Genomic DNA, 16,630 nt, shown 5'->3' with positions numbered 1-16,630 from the left:
TGTCTGCGGCTTCGTCGCTTTGTCCTGATTTAAAGTTAATCCACTATACAATAGCGGTGTATCGGGCTGGATTGTTTTCCTGATACTGAAAAGCAGTTGGCATTTAGTTTGGTAAAGCGGTTGTTGGGAAAAAAGGGAGCGCGGGTGGTTTGATTGTAAGGATGTGAACGATATTGGATGAAAAAGGTCGTCTGAAATTTGTCGGCTCCTATATTGTTAGGGAGCTGAATTTCAGACGACCTTTGCATTCGGAAAATTCCTTTGTTTTTAGAACAACACTCCTGTCGGCTCGCTGCCTTCGGGGATGTCATATTTCGGATAGCTCGGCGTGCTGGCGGGGGCGTTGTACAGTTTTGCCGGATTTGCTTCAGGACGAACGCTTTGGTTTGGTGCGGAAGCGGGTGTATCGTCAGCTTCGACTTCGATTTCAGTACCTTTAGGCAGAACCACATCTTTGACCGGAGCAGGCTTAGGCGCAATTTTAGGTTTGCTGAAAGCGCTGGAGCCGCTCGTCCAGGCGAGTGATTTCAACGGGGTTTTGAGTTTGACGCCTTTGGCACAGGTCAGACAGTTAGCAGCACCGGTGCGGTTTTTTAAAATAGCGTCTACTTTAGCCGGATTAATGGTTTTACCGTGTGCTTTTGCCCAAGCGGCAATACTTTTCTTCAAGACGGCAGTATCCAGATTTTTTTTGCCGTATGGGTCTTGGTATGCAGCCAGCCAAAGGTTTTGGTTGGCATCTTCGTTGAGGCTGGCCATTTGGTAGATGACGGAGGCGGGAGCGCCGGAGGCGATTGTTTTAGCAAATTCCAGTGCATCCGGAGACTTCATGCGAACGCAGCCGTGACTGCGGACGCCCGGTACGCTGGCAGGGGCATTAGTGCCATGAATGCCTAAACCGAGTTTGGGATCACCGAGACGGACAAAAACAGGACCGAGCGGATTGTTAGGGCCTGCTGGTACGCTTTTGACGCCGTCGCCACGTTCTTTTTGGATGGATTTAGGGATGTGCCAAGTCGGATTGAAGGCTTTTGCACCGATTTTGTGTTCGCCCAATGTGGTTTGGGTCATGGCCTTGCCGACGGCGACAGGATAGATTTTGGTCAGTTTGCCGTCTGTATATAAGAATAAGCGTTGTTGCGGAATATTGATGACGACGTGCTGACCTTCGGAAACGGGAGAGACGTCCGGGATGGGTGTGTTGGCTGAGGCGGCGGTAACGAAGAAGGCAGCGGTCAGGCCGAAAATGGTTTTTTTCATGTGTCGTAATACTTGTAATAAATGAAAAGAAGATTTTGGGAAATCATACCTGAATCTGTATTTTTTTGTGCGAAAATATGCCCTTTCGGTTGCTTGCCGGTTTGAGTGGCAGGCATGGATTGGGGTCGTCTGAAAAGATAAACCGGGTGTCGAGTGGATAAGTGATGGCTGATACGAAATGTTTTGACGGCGTGGCTGATGTTTTTTCTTTGGATTATGAGGGGCGCGGCGTTGCCAGAGTACATGGCAAAACTGTCTTTATTAAAGGTGCGCTGCCTACTGAGAAAGTGTCGTTTCGGGTGCTGAGGGAGAAGAAACAGTTCAGCGAAGCAGAGACAGTAGAAGTATTAAAAGAGTCGGTTGAACGAGTCCGACCTGCGTGTGGTTATTATGAGACATGTGGCGGTTGCTCGTTGCAACATGTGTCTCCAACCGCTCAAGTTGCATTGAAGCAACGTATTTTGGAAGAACAGCTCGAGCGTATCGGCAGAGTCAGACCGGAACAGATTCTTCCGCCTATTTATGGTTCGGCTTGGCATTATCGGGATAGGGCACGGTTGAGTGTCTCAGTCGATAAGAAGGGTCGTCTGAAAATGGGTTTTCAGGCGAAAAAAACGAATGAAGTGGTCGATATTGAAACATGTCAGGTGTTGCCTAAGCATATTTCAGATGTTTTACCTATGGTGAAATTGTTGTTGCAAACACTGACTGATGGCGGGGCGGCAGTCCGATTTGTAGAGTTTTTTAATAGCCGTGCATTGGTTGTTTTGAACATTTGTTTCATAAAAAAACCGTCTGGCTACTCTTTGAAGCAAATTGAGACATGGTTTGATAAGATATCAGGTGGGGTAAAGCAAGTTTGGCAGGTTTGGTTTCAATATGGGCGCGAGCCGTCAACTGCACTGTACCCTAAAGATTTGCCCGAATTGAAATACGGTTTGCCTGAATTTTCGATAGAGATGCCTTATCAGCCGGGTGATTTTACGCAGATTAATGCGGACTTGAATGCTGTAATGATCAGCAGGGCTTTGCGCCTGTTGGATATACAGCCTAATGACAGGGTGGCAGATTTGTTTTGCGGGTTGGGTAATTTCAGCCTTCCTATGGCAAAGAGCGGTGCGTCAGTAACGGGTATTGAGGGATTGGATTCCCTTGTTTTGCGTGCCAGGCAAAACGCTCTTCGAAACAGTTGTGTAAAATATGCGTCGTTTGAGGTGGCAGATTTGTTTGAGACAGATGAGCAGACGGTAGTCTCATGGGGGGTATTCGACAAAATGTTGCTCGATCCGCCCAGGAGTGGTGCTTATGCTGTTGTCAAATCGCTACATACACCATACCTGCCGAAAAAAATCGTATATGTTTCATGTAATCCTTCAACCTTTGCACGTGACGCGGAAGTATTGGTAAATAAGGGTTACAACTTCAAATCTGCAGGCATTATGAATATGTTTGCACAAACTTCTCATGTCGAATCCATCGGCGTGTTTGAGTTGTAAATCCGATAGTGGGAGTGTCTGACAAATGGTTTTTAATGTAATTATTGGTTGAATCATGTTATCATAATTCAATTGGGGAATAGATGATTCGGCTGTTTCCATAAATGCCGGACATCAAAATATATGTAGTTTTATTTGCCGCACCACAGTATCGGGAGGTGTTCTTGAAAAATCCACTTTTAATCATATTGCTAGTGCTTTTGTTTATGGTGCTGCTGTTTATTTTTTATAAACAGAAGGGCACAGCTAAAACTAAAAAGACGACAAAAGCAGCTAAAGCATCATCCAAAAAAAACCATCACCCAAATCAAGAAAGTATTGAAGGGGGAAGTCCAGATTGGGTTGATCAGGTCAATCAATCCGTTTCCGATCCGGATCAACAAGATTGGGAATGGGGAGGCAGTGGTTCTGCCGGTTCAACTACGTCTGTATCTGCACAAGAAGTCGACCCACTGACGGAATATCAAGTATATAAGCAATTTGGTTATGAGAGTAAGGCTGCCGAATCTTTGGCGGGTTATTTGAATGGCCTAAACGATGGGGCTCCTGAAAAATTAGTACATGAGCTTGTCGGGCTGAGTCTGCGTGTTGGCAATATCGATATGCTGACAGACGCCTTAGAGCGTCATGGCTCTGTCTTGTCTGAAGAAAGTCTGGCTGAGTACGTTAAAGCCGGCTTGATGTCCGATCAGACGCATTTGCCGTTACGCGTATTGGCAGAAAACCGTTTGGGATGGAGCATGCAGGAAATCGAGCGCCAAATCGGAGAGCAACCTGATTTGGAAGAGGCTTCGACATCCGCTCCTGCGATGACTAATGACAATGCAGGCGCTAATCACGCCCCTGGCGTTTCCAAACGCGCTGCTATCGTATTGGGCAAGAAAGAGTTTACCGATATTACTCCGGAAGAAATGGGAGCCGTTATCGGATTTGTTAAACCTGAACAAAGTGCCAAAATCTTAAAAGATAAAGTAGGCTATGAAACTGCCGTTCAACAATATAACCGTGCCATTCAAAGCTCTTCTAAGCCGGCAAGCCTTATCATCGATGCATTAAAACTTGACTATCAGCATGAAGAAATCAGTCAGTTTGCTAAACACTTGTGGAAGTTGTACCACTCATTGGGTCAGTATGGCCGCCAAGTGAAAGAACGCATGCTGGGTTGGGGATATAGCCTTGGTTATCATGAAGTATTTGATGATTTGGAGAAAGGACCTAACGAAAATAAAATCAGAGAAATTGGTTTGGAAAGGGGTTATATCCGACCTACTTCTCTTCAAATGAAAGCTAAATATCGCGAACTGGTACAAAAAGATTCTTCTATCATTAGCGTCAACGCCTCTCCTGCAGATGAAGCACTGAAAGAAGTTGAATCTTTACTGATGTACGGTCAGTTGGATTTGGCCATAGGTACTTTGGAACAAGCTGTTTTACAGTACCCGCAAGAATCTCAATTGTATGTGATGCTGTTCGATCTTTACGAAAGAGTAGAGGATTGGGCGCGTCTGGAACAATTCTTGCGCTTATTGCGTGAACGCGTTGTCAGCCTTCCGGAAGAAGTGGTATTGGCAATGAGCCGTTTGCTGCAACATGTAAATCAACATTCAAAAAAATAAAATAATTAGAGAGTACCATGATGGATAATCTGTTACCTAAAATCAAAACCATACGGATTATGCTGCGCGATATGAGCGAGCAGCAAGAAGCCGTTTTCCGTATGGCCTTTAAAATGCACAATACGACGAACTATCAGATTCTTGACTCAGATTCAGATGAAATACCAGATTTAGTATTGGTAGATACTGATACTGCTGAGGGCATTGAAACTTGGAAAACGCTTAAAATCAAATACCCTGATATTCCTATTGCGATGTTTTGTTCGCAAGAGCCATCTGTTACAACGCCGTATTTGGCTAAGCCGGTTAAATTCGATACCTTATTCCCGATTTTGAGAAGTTTGGCGCAGGGCGGGAATATTTTTGATGCTTCGGCTCAAAAGGCAGAAGTACAAGAAGGAGCGCAAAACGGTAACGAAAGTAGAAAGGCTACTATTCGTCGCTTTAATCCGAATAAAGGATTGCTTGGTGCCTTGAAGTTTGCCAGTCAAGGCCATCAGGATATTGCCGTTTTACATGAGGGTAAACCGGTATTAATCGTTTTCCCAAGTATTCAAAGGGTATTGCTGACAGTCAACGCCCATGAGTTAGAAGGGCTTTGTAAGAATGACAATTTATCTGTTGTATGCAAAGTCGTGCCGGATAATCCCCAGTGGAAAGAAAAAGCCAAAGTAACGATTATGTCTTGTTTGTGGCAGATGGCAATTTGGACTGCTCAGGGAAGATTGATTTATCCGATGACTCCTCAAACGATTTTCACTTTAAAGCGTTGGCCTAATTTGACCAGGCTTGCTCCGGTTCCAGAGTCTATGAGGTTATCTGCGTTTTTAACTAAAACATCAGTCAACTTAAATATCCTCTATAAAGTTATGCCTTTGGAAATGCCGGATATCTTGAATTATTTGGCGGCAACCTCTGTAACAGGCTTTTTGGCAACGGATAGCGAATATGCTCCGAATCAAGCTAATCAGCATGCCAATATTTCTGAACATATTAGTGTTAATAGCGATGTGCCTGATAGTCAGATGGTTAAGGATGCAGAAAAAGTGGCAGGTCCTTCGCAAGAGCAGCCACGCGGTTTGTTACAGCGCTTAATGCGTAAATTATTGGGAAAACGCTAAAAAGGACATGTAATGAAAGAAAATAAAATTATCTTTACCGGTCCGGTTGGAGTAGGTAAAACAACAGCAATTTCTGCGTTATCAGATGAGCCGCCTGTACAAACAGATGCATCTGCATCAGATATGACGCTGGTTCGTAAGGGGTATACCACCGTAGCAATGGATTATGGTGTGATCCATTTGGATGAAGAAGTCAAAGTTCATTTATATGGTACACCGGGGCAAGAACGTTTTAACTTTATGTGGGAAATTCTAAGCCAGGGTAGTATGGGATTGGTATTGCTTTTGGATAATACACGAACAAACCCATTGAAGGATTTGCAATTCTTCTTGGAAGCATTCCGAGAATTATTGAAAACAGCGCCATTAGTAGTAGGCGTTACCAAAATGGATATTCGTTCATTGCCAAGCGTTGATGTATATCAGAAATATTTAGCACAAAATAATTTTAATGTACCGGTTTTTGAGATTGATGCTCGTAGAGAAGATGATGTCAAACAATTGGTTAGCGCAATGTTGTTCTCAATTGATCCGGGTTTAGAGGTATAAAATGGAATCAACACTTTCTTTGCAATCAAATTTATATCCCAGAATTACACCTGCTGGTGCTTATTATGCAGTAACCAGCGATACACCAAGCGCAAGTAGAACATTGCTATATAGCTTATTGCGTGCAAACCCGTCAGAGGTCATTAGTAGCGAAAAAATTCTAGCTTGGGCTGATACTAGTGATATCAATACGGCTTTAAACTTGTTGTACCGTTTGCAACGTTTAGAGTTTTTATATGGTGATGAAAATATTAGTAACGAAGATATTCATTTAACAGATGAGCAGTTACCGGAATTGTTAGAGCAGTTGTCTAATTCAGGTAAAGCTTTGCTGGCTGATGAGAATGGCCTGTATTTTGCCAATGCTAATTTTCATCATGAAGCTGCTGAAGAGTTGGGCCTGTTGGCAAGCGAAGTGGCTAAGATGGAAGATGGTCATCGTCTGCTGATTCGTAACAATTTGCATATCAATAATAGTGCATGGGGGATTTGTGATCCTTCTGGTCAGAGCGAGTTAACATTTTTCCCATTGTATATTGGTGAAACTAAGCTGATTCTAGTTATAGGTGGTATGCCTGACTTAAATAAAGAGGCGTTTGTGACACTGGTTAAAGTGTTGTACCACAGATATGGTAGCCGCCAGCAAACTATATAACTAAAGTTATAATTTGAGAATGGAATAAATATGCAACAATTATTAATCTCTGTGTTGAGTGATTTAAATAATACTTCTCCCGATATTACAGCTTCAGCTGTAATATCGACTGATGGTTTGCCAATTGCTACAATGCTTCCATCACATTTGAATGCGGACAGAGTTGGTGCTATGTCTGCAACATTGTTGGCATTGGGCAACCGTTCAGTGCATGAGCTGGCATGTGGTGAGTTGGATCAAGTGATGGTCAAAGGTAAAACAGGTTATATTCTGTTGAGTCAAGCAGGTGATAATGCAGTATTGGCACTGATGGCGAAGGAAAGCGGTAAGCTGGGTTTGATCTTGCTGGATGCTAAACGTGCTGCTAAACATATTGCAGAAATTTTATAAAACCGCATATAAATCATATCATTAATGATAATAGGGGATTAATTCTTGACTTCTTGTTTTTTTTAAGATAGAATTCCCCCTTCTAATTCCCCGATAGCTCAGTCGGTAGAGCGACGGACTGTTAATCCGCAGGTCCCTGGTTCGAGCCCAGGTCGGGGAGCCAAATATCAAAAGCCTGAACATCGAAAATATGTTCAGGCTTTTTTATAAAGTAGGTTGTATTGATATTTTCTTTATTCAGTTGTTTCGTGGAATTGAATTGTTGTCATAAAAGCGCAAACCTATTGCATCTTACAAATAGTAGCAATGCATGGACGGATTTTCAGACGACCTTGGATTCGAATTTGAAGTGCAACTTTCCATAACAGAAAAAGGCCAGTATGCGGCAAGTGTTGCACTTCAAATCCGAATCCGCCGATTTCTTCAAACTATTCGCAGTTTGATACTTTTGCTCAAGATTCTCAGTTTAAAAATACTGAAAGCCAGTACCTGCAGACGGTAAATTTGCACTAAATCCCTATTTTTCAAAGGTCGTCTGAAACCATCCTTTCTTCATATGAAACCGTCTTTTTCGCATCAAACCATATATCAAACTGTAAAAATACAATAAAATCCCATATTAGACTGAAAATCACGGAGTAAACATGAAACTGAAAACCCTTACCCTTGCTGCTGCTCTGCTGGCCCTGACCGCCTGCGACAACAAAGTCCAAACCAGCGTCCCCGCCGACAGTGCGCCTGCGGCTTCAGCAGCCTCCGCTGCGCCTGTCGCTTTAGTTGAGGGGCTTAACTACACCACACTCAGCACGCCTATTCCCCAACAGCAGGCAGGTAAAGTCGAAGTCCTCGAATTTTTCGGCTACTTCTGTCCACACTGCGCCCACCTCGAACCCGTTTTGAGCAAACACGTCAAAACCTTCAAAGACGACACCTACCTTCGTACTGAACACGTTGTTTGGGGCGATGAGATGAAACCGTTGGCGCGCCTTGCTGCCGCCGTCGATATGGCGGTCGCAGACACCAAAGACATTGCAAACAGCCATATCTTTGATGCTATGGTTAATCAGAAAGTCAAACTGCAAGACCCTGAAACTCTCAAAAAATGGTTGAACGAGCAAACCGCTTTTGACGGCAAAAAAGTCCTCGCCGCCTACGAATCCCCCGAAAGCCAAACCCGCGCAGACAAAATGGCAGAGCTGACTAACACCTACAAAATTGACGGCACGCCCACCGTCATTGTTGGCGGCAAATACAAAGTCGAATTTGCCGACTGGGAATCCGGTATGAAAACCATAGACCTGCTTGCAGACAGAGTACGCGAAGAACAAAAAACTGCCAAATAATCCCAAAAAAGCAAACAGCCGTCCGAAACCGCGATTTCAGGACGGCTGTTTTCACAAAACATCAGGCAAAAAACCAAGCGGGACAGAGAAACGGGCGCACATCCCCCATATCCCTTATAATATCCCCCATTCCCATTTTTTCAGACGACCTCCGACACAAAAGGTCGTCTGAAACCCAAAATACAAGAGAACACCATGAAATTCATCGACGAAGCAAAAATCGAAGTCGCCGCAGGCAAAGGCGGTAATGGCGCAACCAGTTTCCGCCGCGAAAAATTCGTACCGCGTGGCGGTCCCGACGGTGGCGACGGCGGCAAAGGCGGCAGCGTGTGGGCAGAAGCTGACGAAAACACCAACACCCTCGTCGAATACCGCTTCGTCAAACGCTACCAAGCCAAAAACGGCGAAAAAGGTCACGGCTCCGACCGCTACGGCGCAGGGGCGGACGACATCGTCCTCAAAATGCCTGTTGGCACCCTCATCCGCGACCTCGACACCGACGAAATCGTCGCCGATCTCACCCACCACGGCCAGCGCGTCTGTCTCGCCAAAGGCGGCAAAGGCGGCTTGGGTAACATCCACTTCAAATCGTCCGTCAACCGCGCGCCCAAACAATCCACGCCCGGCGAAGAAGGCGAAACCCGTTCCCTGCAACTCGAACTCAAAGTCCTCGCCGATGTCGGCTTATTAGGCATGCCCAACGCCGGCAAATCCACCCTGATTACCGCCGTCTCCGCCGCACGCCCCAAAATCGCCAACTACCCCTTCACCACCCTGCATCCAAACTTGGGCGTCGTGCGCATCGACGAAAACCACAGCTTCGTCATGGCAGACATCCCCGGCCTGATTGAAGGCGCGGCAGAAGGCGCAGGCTTGGGACACCGCTTCCTCAAACACTTATCACGTACCGGCCTGCTGCTGCACGTCGTCGATTTAGCGCCCTTCGACGAAACCGTCAACCCCGCCGAGGAAGCCCTTGCCATCATCAACGAATTGCGCAAATACGACGAAGAACTCTACGGCAAACCGCGCTGGCTGGTGCTGAACAAACTCGACATGCTCGATGAAGAAGAAGCCCAAGAACGTACTGCGGCTTTCCTAGAAGCCATCGGCTGGGACTACCCCAAACCCGACGACCGTTTCCAATTTGACATGGAAACCCCGCGCCTCTTCCAAATCAGCGCGCTGACCCACCAAGGCACGCAGGAATTGGTACACCAAATCAACCAATACCTGACCGAGAAAAAACGCATCGAAGCTGAAAAAACCGAAGCGGAGCAGGCAGCGGCAAATACCGAGATTGCCGAGCAGCAGCCTAAAACGGATACAGGTGTGTTTAAGCCGGAATAAAAAATTTCAGGCAGCCTTTTTAATCAATGGAGAGCTAGATGTCTTCCAATTCTTTCTCTTTACAAGAAAACGATATTATTAAACGTTCAGAATTGCATGACCAATATGGCGGCAATAGACAAAGTGGTATTGCTGCTTCGGCAAAAACACCCAATATCTTCCTTTTTACTCACCCAGAAAAAGGCGAAAACCACGGCTATTATGATCGCAGGGATGAGAAGGGAACTACTCTATTTTATTGTGGTGAAGGGCAACGTGGTGATCAGCGTATGATAAATGGGAATAAAGCTCTCTTGGATCATAAACAGACAGGAAAAGCCATCCGTGTCTTTGCCAATGACACACTAAATGCTCATGTCCGATACATTGGTGAGTTTATATTAGATGAACATCAGCCTTATATAGTTAAAAAAGAACATGCAACTAATAATGGCCCAGAACGAAACGTATTTGAATTCTGCTTGCACAAAAAATCCAAATAATTTACCCCCGTTTAAACAAAAATTGAAAATCCCATGCTAACCATCTACAACACCCTGACCCGTCAAAAAGAACCCTTCACCCCCATCGATCCTAAAAACGTGCGTATGTACGTTTGCGGCATGACTGTTTACGACTACTGTCACTTAGGCCATGCCCGCGTGATGGTTGTGTTCGACATGATTGCCCGCTGGCTGCGCGAGTGCGGTTATCCGCTCACTTATGTGCGTAACATTACCGACATCGACGACAAAATCATCGCCCGTGCGGCTGAAAACGGCGAAACCATCGGCGAACTGACCGCGCGCTTCATTCAGGCTATGCACGAAGATGCCGATGCTTTGGGCGTATTGCGTCCCGACATCGAGCCGAAGGCGACGGAAAACATTCCGCAAATGATTGCCATGATTGAGACCCTGATTCAAAACGGCAAGGCTTATCCTGCTGCAAACGGCGACGTTTACTACGCCGTGCGCGAATTTGCCGCTTACGGACAATTATCGGGTAAATCGCTGGACGACCTGCGAGCGGGCGAGCGCGTGGAAGTGGATGGTTTCAAACGCGATCCGCTTGATTTTGTGTTGTGGAAAGCGGCGAAAGCAGGCGAACCTGCATGGGAAAGCCCGTGGGGCAACGGCCGTCCGGGCTGGCACATCGAATGCTCTGCCATGAGTGAAAACCTGTTCGGCGATACTTTCGACATTCATGGCGGCGGCGCGGATTTGCAGTTCCCGCACCATGAAAACGAAATTGCCCAAAGCGTCGGCGCGACGGGGCATACCTGCGGCCATGACCACGCGCAAACCCACCACGGGCAAAGCATTGCCAGCCACGTCAAATACTGGCTGCACAACGGCTTTATCCGTGTGGACGGCGAAAAAATGTCCAAATCGCTGGGCAACTTCTTCACCATCCGCGAAGTATTGAAACAATACGACCCCGAAGTCGTGCGTTTCTTCATCCTGCGTGCCCACTACCGCAGCCCGCTGAACTACTCCGACGCGCATCTGGATGACGCCAAAGGCGCACTGACCCGCCTGTACACCACTTTGAAAAACACCCCAGCCGCCGCGTTCGAATTGTCCGAAAATGCCAACGACTACACCCGCCGCTTCTACGCCGCCATGAACGACGATTTCGGTACGGTCGAAGCCGTTGCCGTACTGTTCGAACTGGCAGGCGAAGTGAACAAAACCAACGACGCACACCTCGCCGGCTGCCTGAAAGCCTTGGGCGGCATCATCGGCCTGCTGCAACGCGACCCGACCGAGTTCCTGCAAGGCGGTGCGGTTTCAGACGGCCTCTCCAACGAAGAAATCGAAGATTTAATCGCCCAGCGGAAACAGGCGCGCGCGGATAAAAACTGGGCAGAGTCCGACCGCATCCGCGACCTCCTGAACGAACACAAAATCATTCTGGAAGACAACGCCGGCGGCACGACTTGGCGGCGCGGCTAATTTGATTTGATATGAAAAAGGTCGTCTGAAAATATTTTTCAGACGACCTTTTGATATTTGATTGAAAGCAGTGAAGTGTGTATTCAATCTTCCAGCAGATTCTTCTTAATGACTGCAGGATTCCCCGCTGCTACGCAGTACGGCGGCACATCTTTGGTTACCACAGCCCCAGCGCCGATGACCGCTCCTTTGCCTACCCGTACTCCGCCCATAATAATCGCGCGCCTTCCGATCCAAACATCATCCTCAATCACAATCGGATTGACCCCCGTGTAGCCCTCATACTTCAAAGTCTCGCGATTAAACTTATGATTATTAGAATAAAACAAACATTCCGGCCCCATCATGACATTATTGCCTATCGTCAAGCCGTAGCAAATTTCGCAATTAACGCCGATGCCCGAGTTATCGCCGATCACCGTATCCAGCATGACGTACGCGCCTTTGTCAATATTGACGTTTCTGCCGATATGCGAAGAAATTCCCGATGCAAGGAAAGCTCTGATTTTTTTAGAAGGCGGTCCTATAACCCTCATATAAGACTGGGGCAACATTCCGCCCAGTCCGCGTAGCAGCCAAGAACAGGTTTTTGTTTTAATACTCATTATCCAACTTTCCATTTTAAGGGCAGGTTTGCATGAGACCCGACCTACAAGATGAAGTTTATGAAAAATAGTAAATTTCGGTATGTTTATAATCTAAACAACAATAATAAAAAGTATAATGTCATTTGTAAATTATTCGCTAGAATGGTAGAAGCTTGGCGAGTACAAGGTCACTGCTTCAAGCCAATCCACCATCTTAAATCTGCAGCTTAATAGTTGGGAGCATTAAAAGAAACCTTATTTACAACAAATATTGCTCAGGCGGATACCTGCTGACCATAACGTTTTCTCAGCAAATTCGCATATCGTGCCGATAAATAACGATTTTTCCAGAACCGTATCCGGCGTAGAGGTAATATCTTCTTGACAAACAAACAAAAATTATCAATAATCGCCAGCTTGTTTGAAGCATAGGTACATCCCCTATGCCCGCTTAATCGAAAGGAAACAACATGAAACAAGACATCCATCCTAATTACCACGAAATCAATGTTACCTGCTCTTGCGGGAACAAATTCGTCACCAAATCCGCTCTGGAAAAAGACAGCTTCAACATCGAGGTTTGCTCTTTGTGCCATCCGTTCTACACCGGTACTCAAAAAATCGTCGACACTACCGGTCGCGTGGATAAATTCAACAACAAATTCGGCAACCTGTTCAAACGCTAATCGCCGCTTTGTGACAAAAAAAAGACTGCTATACGCAGTCTTTTTTGTTTTCATGCCCTAAAAACAGTCAATTTGGAACCCAATGACATACTGTGTAGCGTAATGAACAACGGTTTATACGCCGATATGTTGCCATCATCAAGAATGGGTAAAATGATTTATCTAAATTATTTGCTGAGTATTTGTCCGTCTTATGCGGATGATGTATTTGTGCAACATATTTCCACAATATGCAAAAAAGCTATGCAAAATACTTGCATTTAAATTTCATTTTTTTACAATTGCAGGTGCAACTTTCTTCAAGTGACTATCACCGTTAAGACCATGCGGTGTCCCTTTTTCAGTTTACGGGGAAAAGAGAAGCTTGAATAACGTCCTTACACCCACCACAAAAAGGTAAAAAACATGAAAAAATTCAACGTAAAAGCATTGAGTCTGGCTGTTGCTGCAGCCGTAGTGAGCGGCGCAGCGGCCGCTGAAGAAGTAAACTTCGCACAAGCCGTCACAGAAAAAAATCAGGGGAAAGCAGCATTTTTTACTGTTTTCGGCGAAGGTACGACGTTTGATAAAGATACCGGTAAGCTGACTTTCAAAAAAGATAGCGATGCTCTGCTTTTGAAAACCTTAGAGTTAGAACAAACCATTAATGGTTTTGCGTCTGGTTCAAATTTCATTACAACTGATGCCAATGGTAAAAAAACCGTCCGTAAAGCCACTAATGAAGATATCGAAGCCGACAGCCTGAAAGGTGTAGGCTTGGCAGGCGGCCTTACTGCCGTCAATGCCCGCGTGGACAAATTGGCAGAAGAAACATCGGCTGCTTTAGATGATCAAGACGAAACCATCGAAGAACTGAAAACTGCCATTACCACTAATGGTACTCGTATTGCCGAAGTTGCCACGGGTGTGAACGATCTGAATAAATCAGTCACCAAAATGGGAGAAGACATTTCCTCCAAATTTGACGAAGTGGACAGTGAAATTTCCAAAGCTTCATCTGAGCTCTCCGAATCCATTGAAAAAGTAAGCGAAGACGTAACCGCAGTAAACACCCGTGTGGACAGCCTGGCACAAGACACAGCAGATGCCAAAGCCGCTGCTAAAGCCGCCGAAGACAAAGTAACCGCGCTTTCTGCCAACGTTGACAGTAAAGTAACAGAAGCCAAAGACGCCGCTAAAGCCGCCGAAGATAAAGTAACCGCGCTTTCTGCCAATATTGACAGTAAAGTAAAAGAAGCCAAAGATGCCGCCGCTAACGCAGTGGATGCCGCTTCTAAAATTGATGCAGTTGCCGAAAAAGCTGACAAGGCAAATAAAGCAGTGGATGAGTTGGCTGAACGTGCTGCTTTATCCATTGCGGAAAACGCTCAACAAATTGATGGCTTTAAAGAAGGCGATGAAATCGTCGTTACCGATGCTGATGGTGTCAAATCTGTCAAAAAAGCTACCAAAGAAGATGTTGAACAAGATGAGTTTGGCGGACTGGGCTTGAAAGAAGTTGTTGCACAACATGACCAAAGTTTTGCTGATTTGACCGCTGAGACTGAACGAGCCAAAAAGGCTGCCGAACAAGCCGCATTTGCAGCAATCGAAAATGCCCAAGAACTCAACGGTTTCAAAGAAAAAGATGAAATCATCGTTACCGATGATAATGGTGTTAAGTCTGTTAAAACAGCAACCGAAGAAGACGTTAAAGCCGACGAGTTCAAAGGTCTGGGCTTGAAAGAAGCTGTGAAAGATACCCACAAAGCTGCGGCGCAAGCTACATTGGCAGCAATTGAGAATGCTCAAGAGCTCAACGGTTTCCAAGAAGGCGATCAAATTGTTGTAACTAAAGATGATGGTTCAAAAGTCATCCGTACCGCCACAAAAGAAGATGTTGAAAATGCCGATTTTGAAGGCATGGGTTTGAAAGAAGTTGTTGCAGCACATGATGAAACGCTGGATGGTTTGAATAAAGCTGTTACCGAGAACAGCGAAGCGCTGGTAAAAACAGCAGCAGTTGTTAATGACATCAGCGCCGATGTAAATGCCAATAAAGCGGCACTGGAAGAGCAGAAGGAGGCTAACGAAGGCTTCAACAATGCGATTGCTAGCTTGGATGAAGATATCAGTACTTTAAAAAAAGTAGGTTTGGCTGCAGCTGGTGCGTTAGAAGCTAACCGTCAAGATATTGATGCTAACAAAGCAGCAATTGACAAAAAAGCCGATAAAGCCGACTTCGAAGAATTGGCAAAATACACTGCCGACATGGGCAAAAAAGTTAACGACATCGGTGACGAAGTTACCAGCCTGAGTGATGCGACTACAACAGCTGTTGCCCGTATTGATGAAGATATCGTTACTTTGAAAAAAGCAGGCTTAACTGCAGCCGATGCGTTAGAAGCTAACCGTCAAGATATCGATGCCAATAAAGCAGCAATTGACAAAAAAGCCGATAAAGCCGACTTCGAAGAATTGGCAAAATACACTGCCGATATGGGCAAAAAAGTTAACGATATCGGTGATACGGTAACTGAATTGGGTGATTCCACCAAGGAGGCAATCGCTGCTGTTGAACAAGACATCGTTACTTTGAAAAAAGTAGGCTTAAATGCAGCCGATGCTTTAGAAGCTAACCGTCAAGACATTGATGCCAACAAAGCTGCAATTGAAAAGAAAGCCGATAAAGCTGACTTCGAAGAATTGGCAAAATACACTGCCGATATGGGCAAAAAAGTTAACGATATCGGTGATACGGTAACTGAATTGGGTGATTCCACCAAGGAGGCAATCGCTGCTGTTGAACAAGACATCGTTACTTTGAAAAAAGTAGGCTTAAATGCAGCCGATGCTTTAGAAGCTAACCGTCAAGACATTGATGCTAATAAAGCGGCGATTGCTGAAAATACTGCAGCAATTGACAAAAAAGCTGATAAAGCTGATATCGAGCTTGTTAAAAAAGCAGCTGTTGAAGCTGAAAAATCAGCTAAGTCTGTACAAGGTTCTGTTGAAGTTGCCCAAAAATCTGCTGAAACTGCTGAAAGCCATGCCAAAGCTGCAAAAACATCCGCTGATGCTGCCAATAATGTAGCAAGTGCCGCGCAAACTGCCGCTGCTCAAGCTCAAGATGCAGTTAAAGCCAATGCAGCACAAGTTGAAGCTAACAAAGCTAATATTGCAACACTGCAAACAGCAAGCAATCAACACGCTGCCGGTATTGCTAAAAACTCAGCACGTATCGACAGCTTGGATAAAAACGTAGCTAATCTGCGCAAAGAGACCCGCCAAGGTCTGGCTGCACAAGCAGCTCTCAGCGGTCTGTTCCAACCTTACAGCGTTGGTAAGTTCAACGTTACCGCTGCTTTGGGTGGTTTCAAATCTGACACCGCAGTTGCAGTGGGTGCAGGCTACCGCTTCAATGAAAACTTTGCAGCTAAAGCCGGTCTTGCAGTGGGCACCTCTTCAGGCGGCTCTGCATCTTACAACGTAGGCGTGAACTACGAATGGTAATACCGGTTTAGTGTTAAATAGGTATCAAACCCGCAGCTATGCTGCGGGTTTTTTGTTTTGTCTGGCGGGTTTGCTCAAGCGTACATGAATCTCGAAGAAAAGGTTTAACTCCTGATGAGACCTTTGCAAAATTCCTTTTCCCCCAACA

14 protein-coding genes and 1 tRNA gene are annotated in these 16,630 nt (G+C 45.6%); 13 read left to right on the top strand and 2 right to left on the bottom strand.

From position 1 onward, the window contains the following. Positions 1–267: 267 nt before the first annotated feature. Complete coding sequence (locus HMPREF2726_RS09545) at positions 268–1,260, bottom strand: L,D-transpeptidase (protein WP_009313125.1); 993 nt, start codon at positions 1,258–1,260, stop codon at positions 268–270. Between the two features lie 164 nt (positions 1,261–1,424). On the opposite strand from HMPREF2726_RS09545, the gene rlmD reads away from it, so the two are divergent. The 11 genes from rlmD to cysS all read left to right on the top strand — a co-directional run bounded on the left by rlmD (position 1,425) and on the right by cysS (position 11,717). After that, positions 1,425–2,756, top strand: a complete 1,332-nt coding sequence (gene rlmD / locus HMPREF2726_RS09540) for a 23S rRNA (uracil(1939)-C(5))-methyltransferase RlmD (protein WP_009313124.1) — start codon at positions 1,425–1,427, stop codon at positions 2,754–2,756. 104 nt (positions 2,757–2,860) lie between these two features. Then, positions 2,861–4,372, top strand: a complete 1,512-nt coding sequence (locus tag HMPREF2726_RS09535; RefSeq protein WP_070603153.1) for a 23S rRNA methyltransferase — start codon at positions 2,861–2,863, stop codon at positions 4,370–4,372. 20 nt (positions 4,373–4,392) lie between these two features. Next, positions 4,393–5,493 carry an alpha-glucan phosphorylase gene (locus HMPREF2726_RS09530; RefSeq protein ID WP_036529798.1) on the top strand — a complete coding sequence of 367 codons (1,101 nt, stop codon included), beginning with the start codon at positions 4,393–4,395 and terminating at the stop codon, positions 5,491–5,493. 12 nt (positions 5,494–5,505) lie between these two features. Continuing rightward, complete coding sequence (locus HMPREF2726_RS09525) at positions 5,506–6,042, top strand: GTP-binding protein (RefSeq protein WP_003760398.1); 537 nt, start codon at positions 5,506–5,508, stop codon at positions 6,040–6,042. A gap of 1 nt (position 6,043) precedes the next feature. Continuing rightward, a complete protein-coding gene (locus tag HMPREF2726_RS09520) occupies positions 6,044–6,697 on the top strand; it encodes a hypothetical protein (protein ID WP_009313121.1) in 654 nt (217 codons plus the stop codon). 30 nt (positions 6,698–6,727) lie between these two features. Then, positions 6,728–7,087 (top strand): roadblock/LC7 domain-containing protein, encoded by a 360-nt coding sequence (locus HMPREF2726_RS09515; protein WP_003760395.1) that lies wholly within the window; start codon positions 6,728–6,730, stop codon positions 7,085–7,087. 87 nt (positions 7,088–7,174) lie between these two features. Then, positions 7,175–7,250, top strand: a tRNA-Asn gene (locus tag HMPREF2726_RS09510). 481 nt (positions 7,251–7,731) lie between these two features. Next, positions 7,732–8,430: a thiol:disulfide interchange protein DsbA/DsbL gene (locus HMPREF2726_RS09505; RefSeq protein ID WP_003760389.1), complete on the top strand. Its 699-nt coding sequence runs from the start codon at positions 7,732–7,734 to the stop codon at positions 8,428–8,430. Positions 8,431–8,625: 195 nt separating this feature from the next. Then, on the top strand, positions 8,626–9,780 hold the full coding sequence (gene obgE / locus HMPREF2726_RS09500; RefSeq protein ID WP_070603152.1) for a GTPase ObgE: 1,155 nt from the start codon (positions 8,626–8,628) through the stop codon (positions 9,778–9,780). 38 nt (positions 9,781–9,818) lie between these two features. After that, positions 9,819–10,262 (top strand): SRA domain-containing endonuclease, encoded by a 444-nt coding sequence (locus HMPREF2726_RS09495; protein ID WP_070603150.1) that lies wholly within the window; start codon positions 9,819–9,821, stop codon positions 10,260–10,262. A 33-nt stretch (positions 10,263–10,295) separates the two neighbouring features. Continuing rightward, positions 10,296–11,717 (top strand): cysteine--tRNA ligase, encoded by a 1,422-nt coding sequence (gene cysS, locus HMPREF2726_RS09490; RefSeq protein WP_070603148.1) that lies wholly within the window; start codon positions 10,296–10,298, stop codon positions 11,715–11,717. Positions 11,718–11,800: 83 nt separating this feature from the next. Here cysS and HMPREF2726_RS09485 read toward each other — a convergent pair whose 3' ends face one another. Beyond that, positions 11,801–12,322 carry an acyltransferase gene (locus tag HMPREF2726_RS09485; protein WP_070603146.1) on the bottom strand — a complete coding sequence of 174 codons (522 nt, stop codon included), beginning with the start codon at positions 12,320–12,322 and terminating at the stop codon, positions 11,801–11,803. A gap of 452 nt (positions 12,323–12,774) precedes the next feature. Between HMPREF2726_RS09485 and rpmE the strand changes: the two genes are divergently transcribed. Together rpmE and HMPREF2726_RS09475 are read left to right on the top strand one after the other, a co-directional pair. Next, entirely contained in the window at positions 12,775–12,990 is a 216-nt protein-coding gene (gene rpmE / locus HMPREF2726_RS09480; RefSeq protein WP_016686438.1) for a 50S ribosomal protein L31, read from the top strand. A 405-nt stretch (positions 12,991–13,395) separates the two neighbouring features. Next, complete coding sequence (locus HMPREF2726_RS09475) at positions 13,396–16,482, top strand: YadA C-terminal domain-containing protein (protein ID WP_070603144.1); 3,087 nt, start codon at positions 13,396–13,398, stop codon at positions 16,480–16,482. The last annotated feature ends 148 nt before the right edge of the window (positions 16,483–16,630 follow it).

Origin of the sequence: Neisseria sp. HMSC074B07, from assembly GCF_001810355.1 — a bacterium.
Lineage (GTDB): Bacteria > Pseudomonadota > Gammaproteobacteria > Burkholderiales > Neisseriaceae > Neisseria.
The sequence above is the reverse complement of the archived record's forward strand: the minus strand, read 5'-3'. Positions and strand labels throughout refer to the sequence as shown.

Excerpts from the sequence above, each read along its gene's own strand:
- HMPREF2726_RS09545 (WP_009313125.1), bottom strand. The coding sequence starts at position 1,260 with ATGAAAAAAACCATTTTCGGCCTGACCGCTGCCTTCTTCGTTACCGCC.
- rlmD (WP_009313124.1), top strand. The coding sequence starts at position 1,425 with ATGGCTGATACGAAATGTTTTGACGGCGTGGCTGATGTTTTTTCTTTG.
- HMPREF2726_RS09535 (WP_070603153.1), top strand. The coding sequence starts at position 2,861 with ATGCCGGACATCAAAATATATGTAGTTTTATTTGCCGCACCACAGTAT.
- HMPREF2726_RS09530 (WP_036529798.1), top strand. The coding sequence starts at position 4,393 with ATGGATAATCTGTTACCTAAAATCAAAACCATACGGATTATGCTGCGC.
- HMPREF2726_RS09525 (WP_003760398.1), top strand. The coding sequence starts at position 5,506 with ATGAAAGAAAATAAAATTATCTTTACCGGTCCGGTTGGAGTAGGTAAA.
- HMPREF2726_RS09520 (WP_009313121.1), top strand. The coding sequence starts at position 6,044 with ATGGAATCAACACTTTCTTTGCAATCAAATTTATATCCCAGAATTACA.
- HMPREF2726_RS09515 (WP_003760395.1), top strand. The coding sequence starts at position 6,728 with ATGCAACAATTATTAATCTCTGTGTTGAGTGATTTAAATAATACTTCT.
- HMPREF2726_RS09505 (WP_003760389.1), top strand. The coding sequence starts at position 7,732 with ATGAAACTGAAAACCCTTACCCTTGCTGCTGCTCTGCTGGCCCTGACC.
- obgE (WP_070603152.1), top strand. The coding sequence starts at position 8,626 with ATGAAATTCATCGACGAAGCAAAAATCGAAGTCGCCGCAGGCAAAGGC.
- HMPREF2726_RS09495 (WP_070603150.1), top strand. The coding sequence starts at position 9,819 with ATGTCTTCCAATTCTTTCTCTTTACAAGAAAACGATATTATTAAACGT.
- cysS (WP_070603148.1), top strand. The coding sequence starts at position 10,296 with ATGCTAACCATCTACAACACCCTGACCCGTCAAAAAGAACCCTTCACC.
- HMPREF2726_RS09485 (WP_070603146.1), bottom strand. The coding sequence starts at position 12,322 with ATGAGTATTAAAACAAAAACCTGTTCTTGGCTGCTACGCGGACTGGGC.
- rpmE (WP_016686438.1), top strand. The coding sequence starts at position 12,775 with ATGAAACAAGACATCCATCCTAATTACCACGAAATCAATGTTACCTGC.
- HMPREF2726_RS09475 (WP_070603144.1), top strand. The coding sequence starts at position 13,396 with ATGAAAAAATTCAACGTAAAAGCATTGAGTCTGGCTGTTGCTGCAGCC.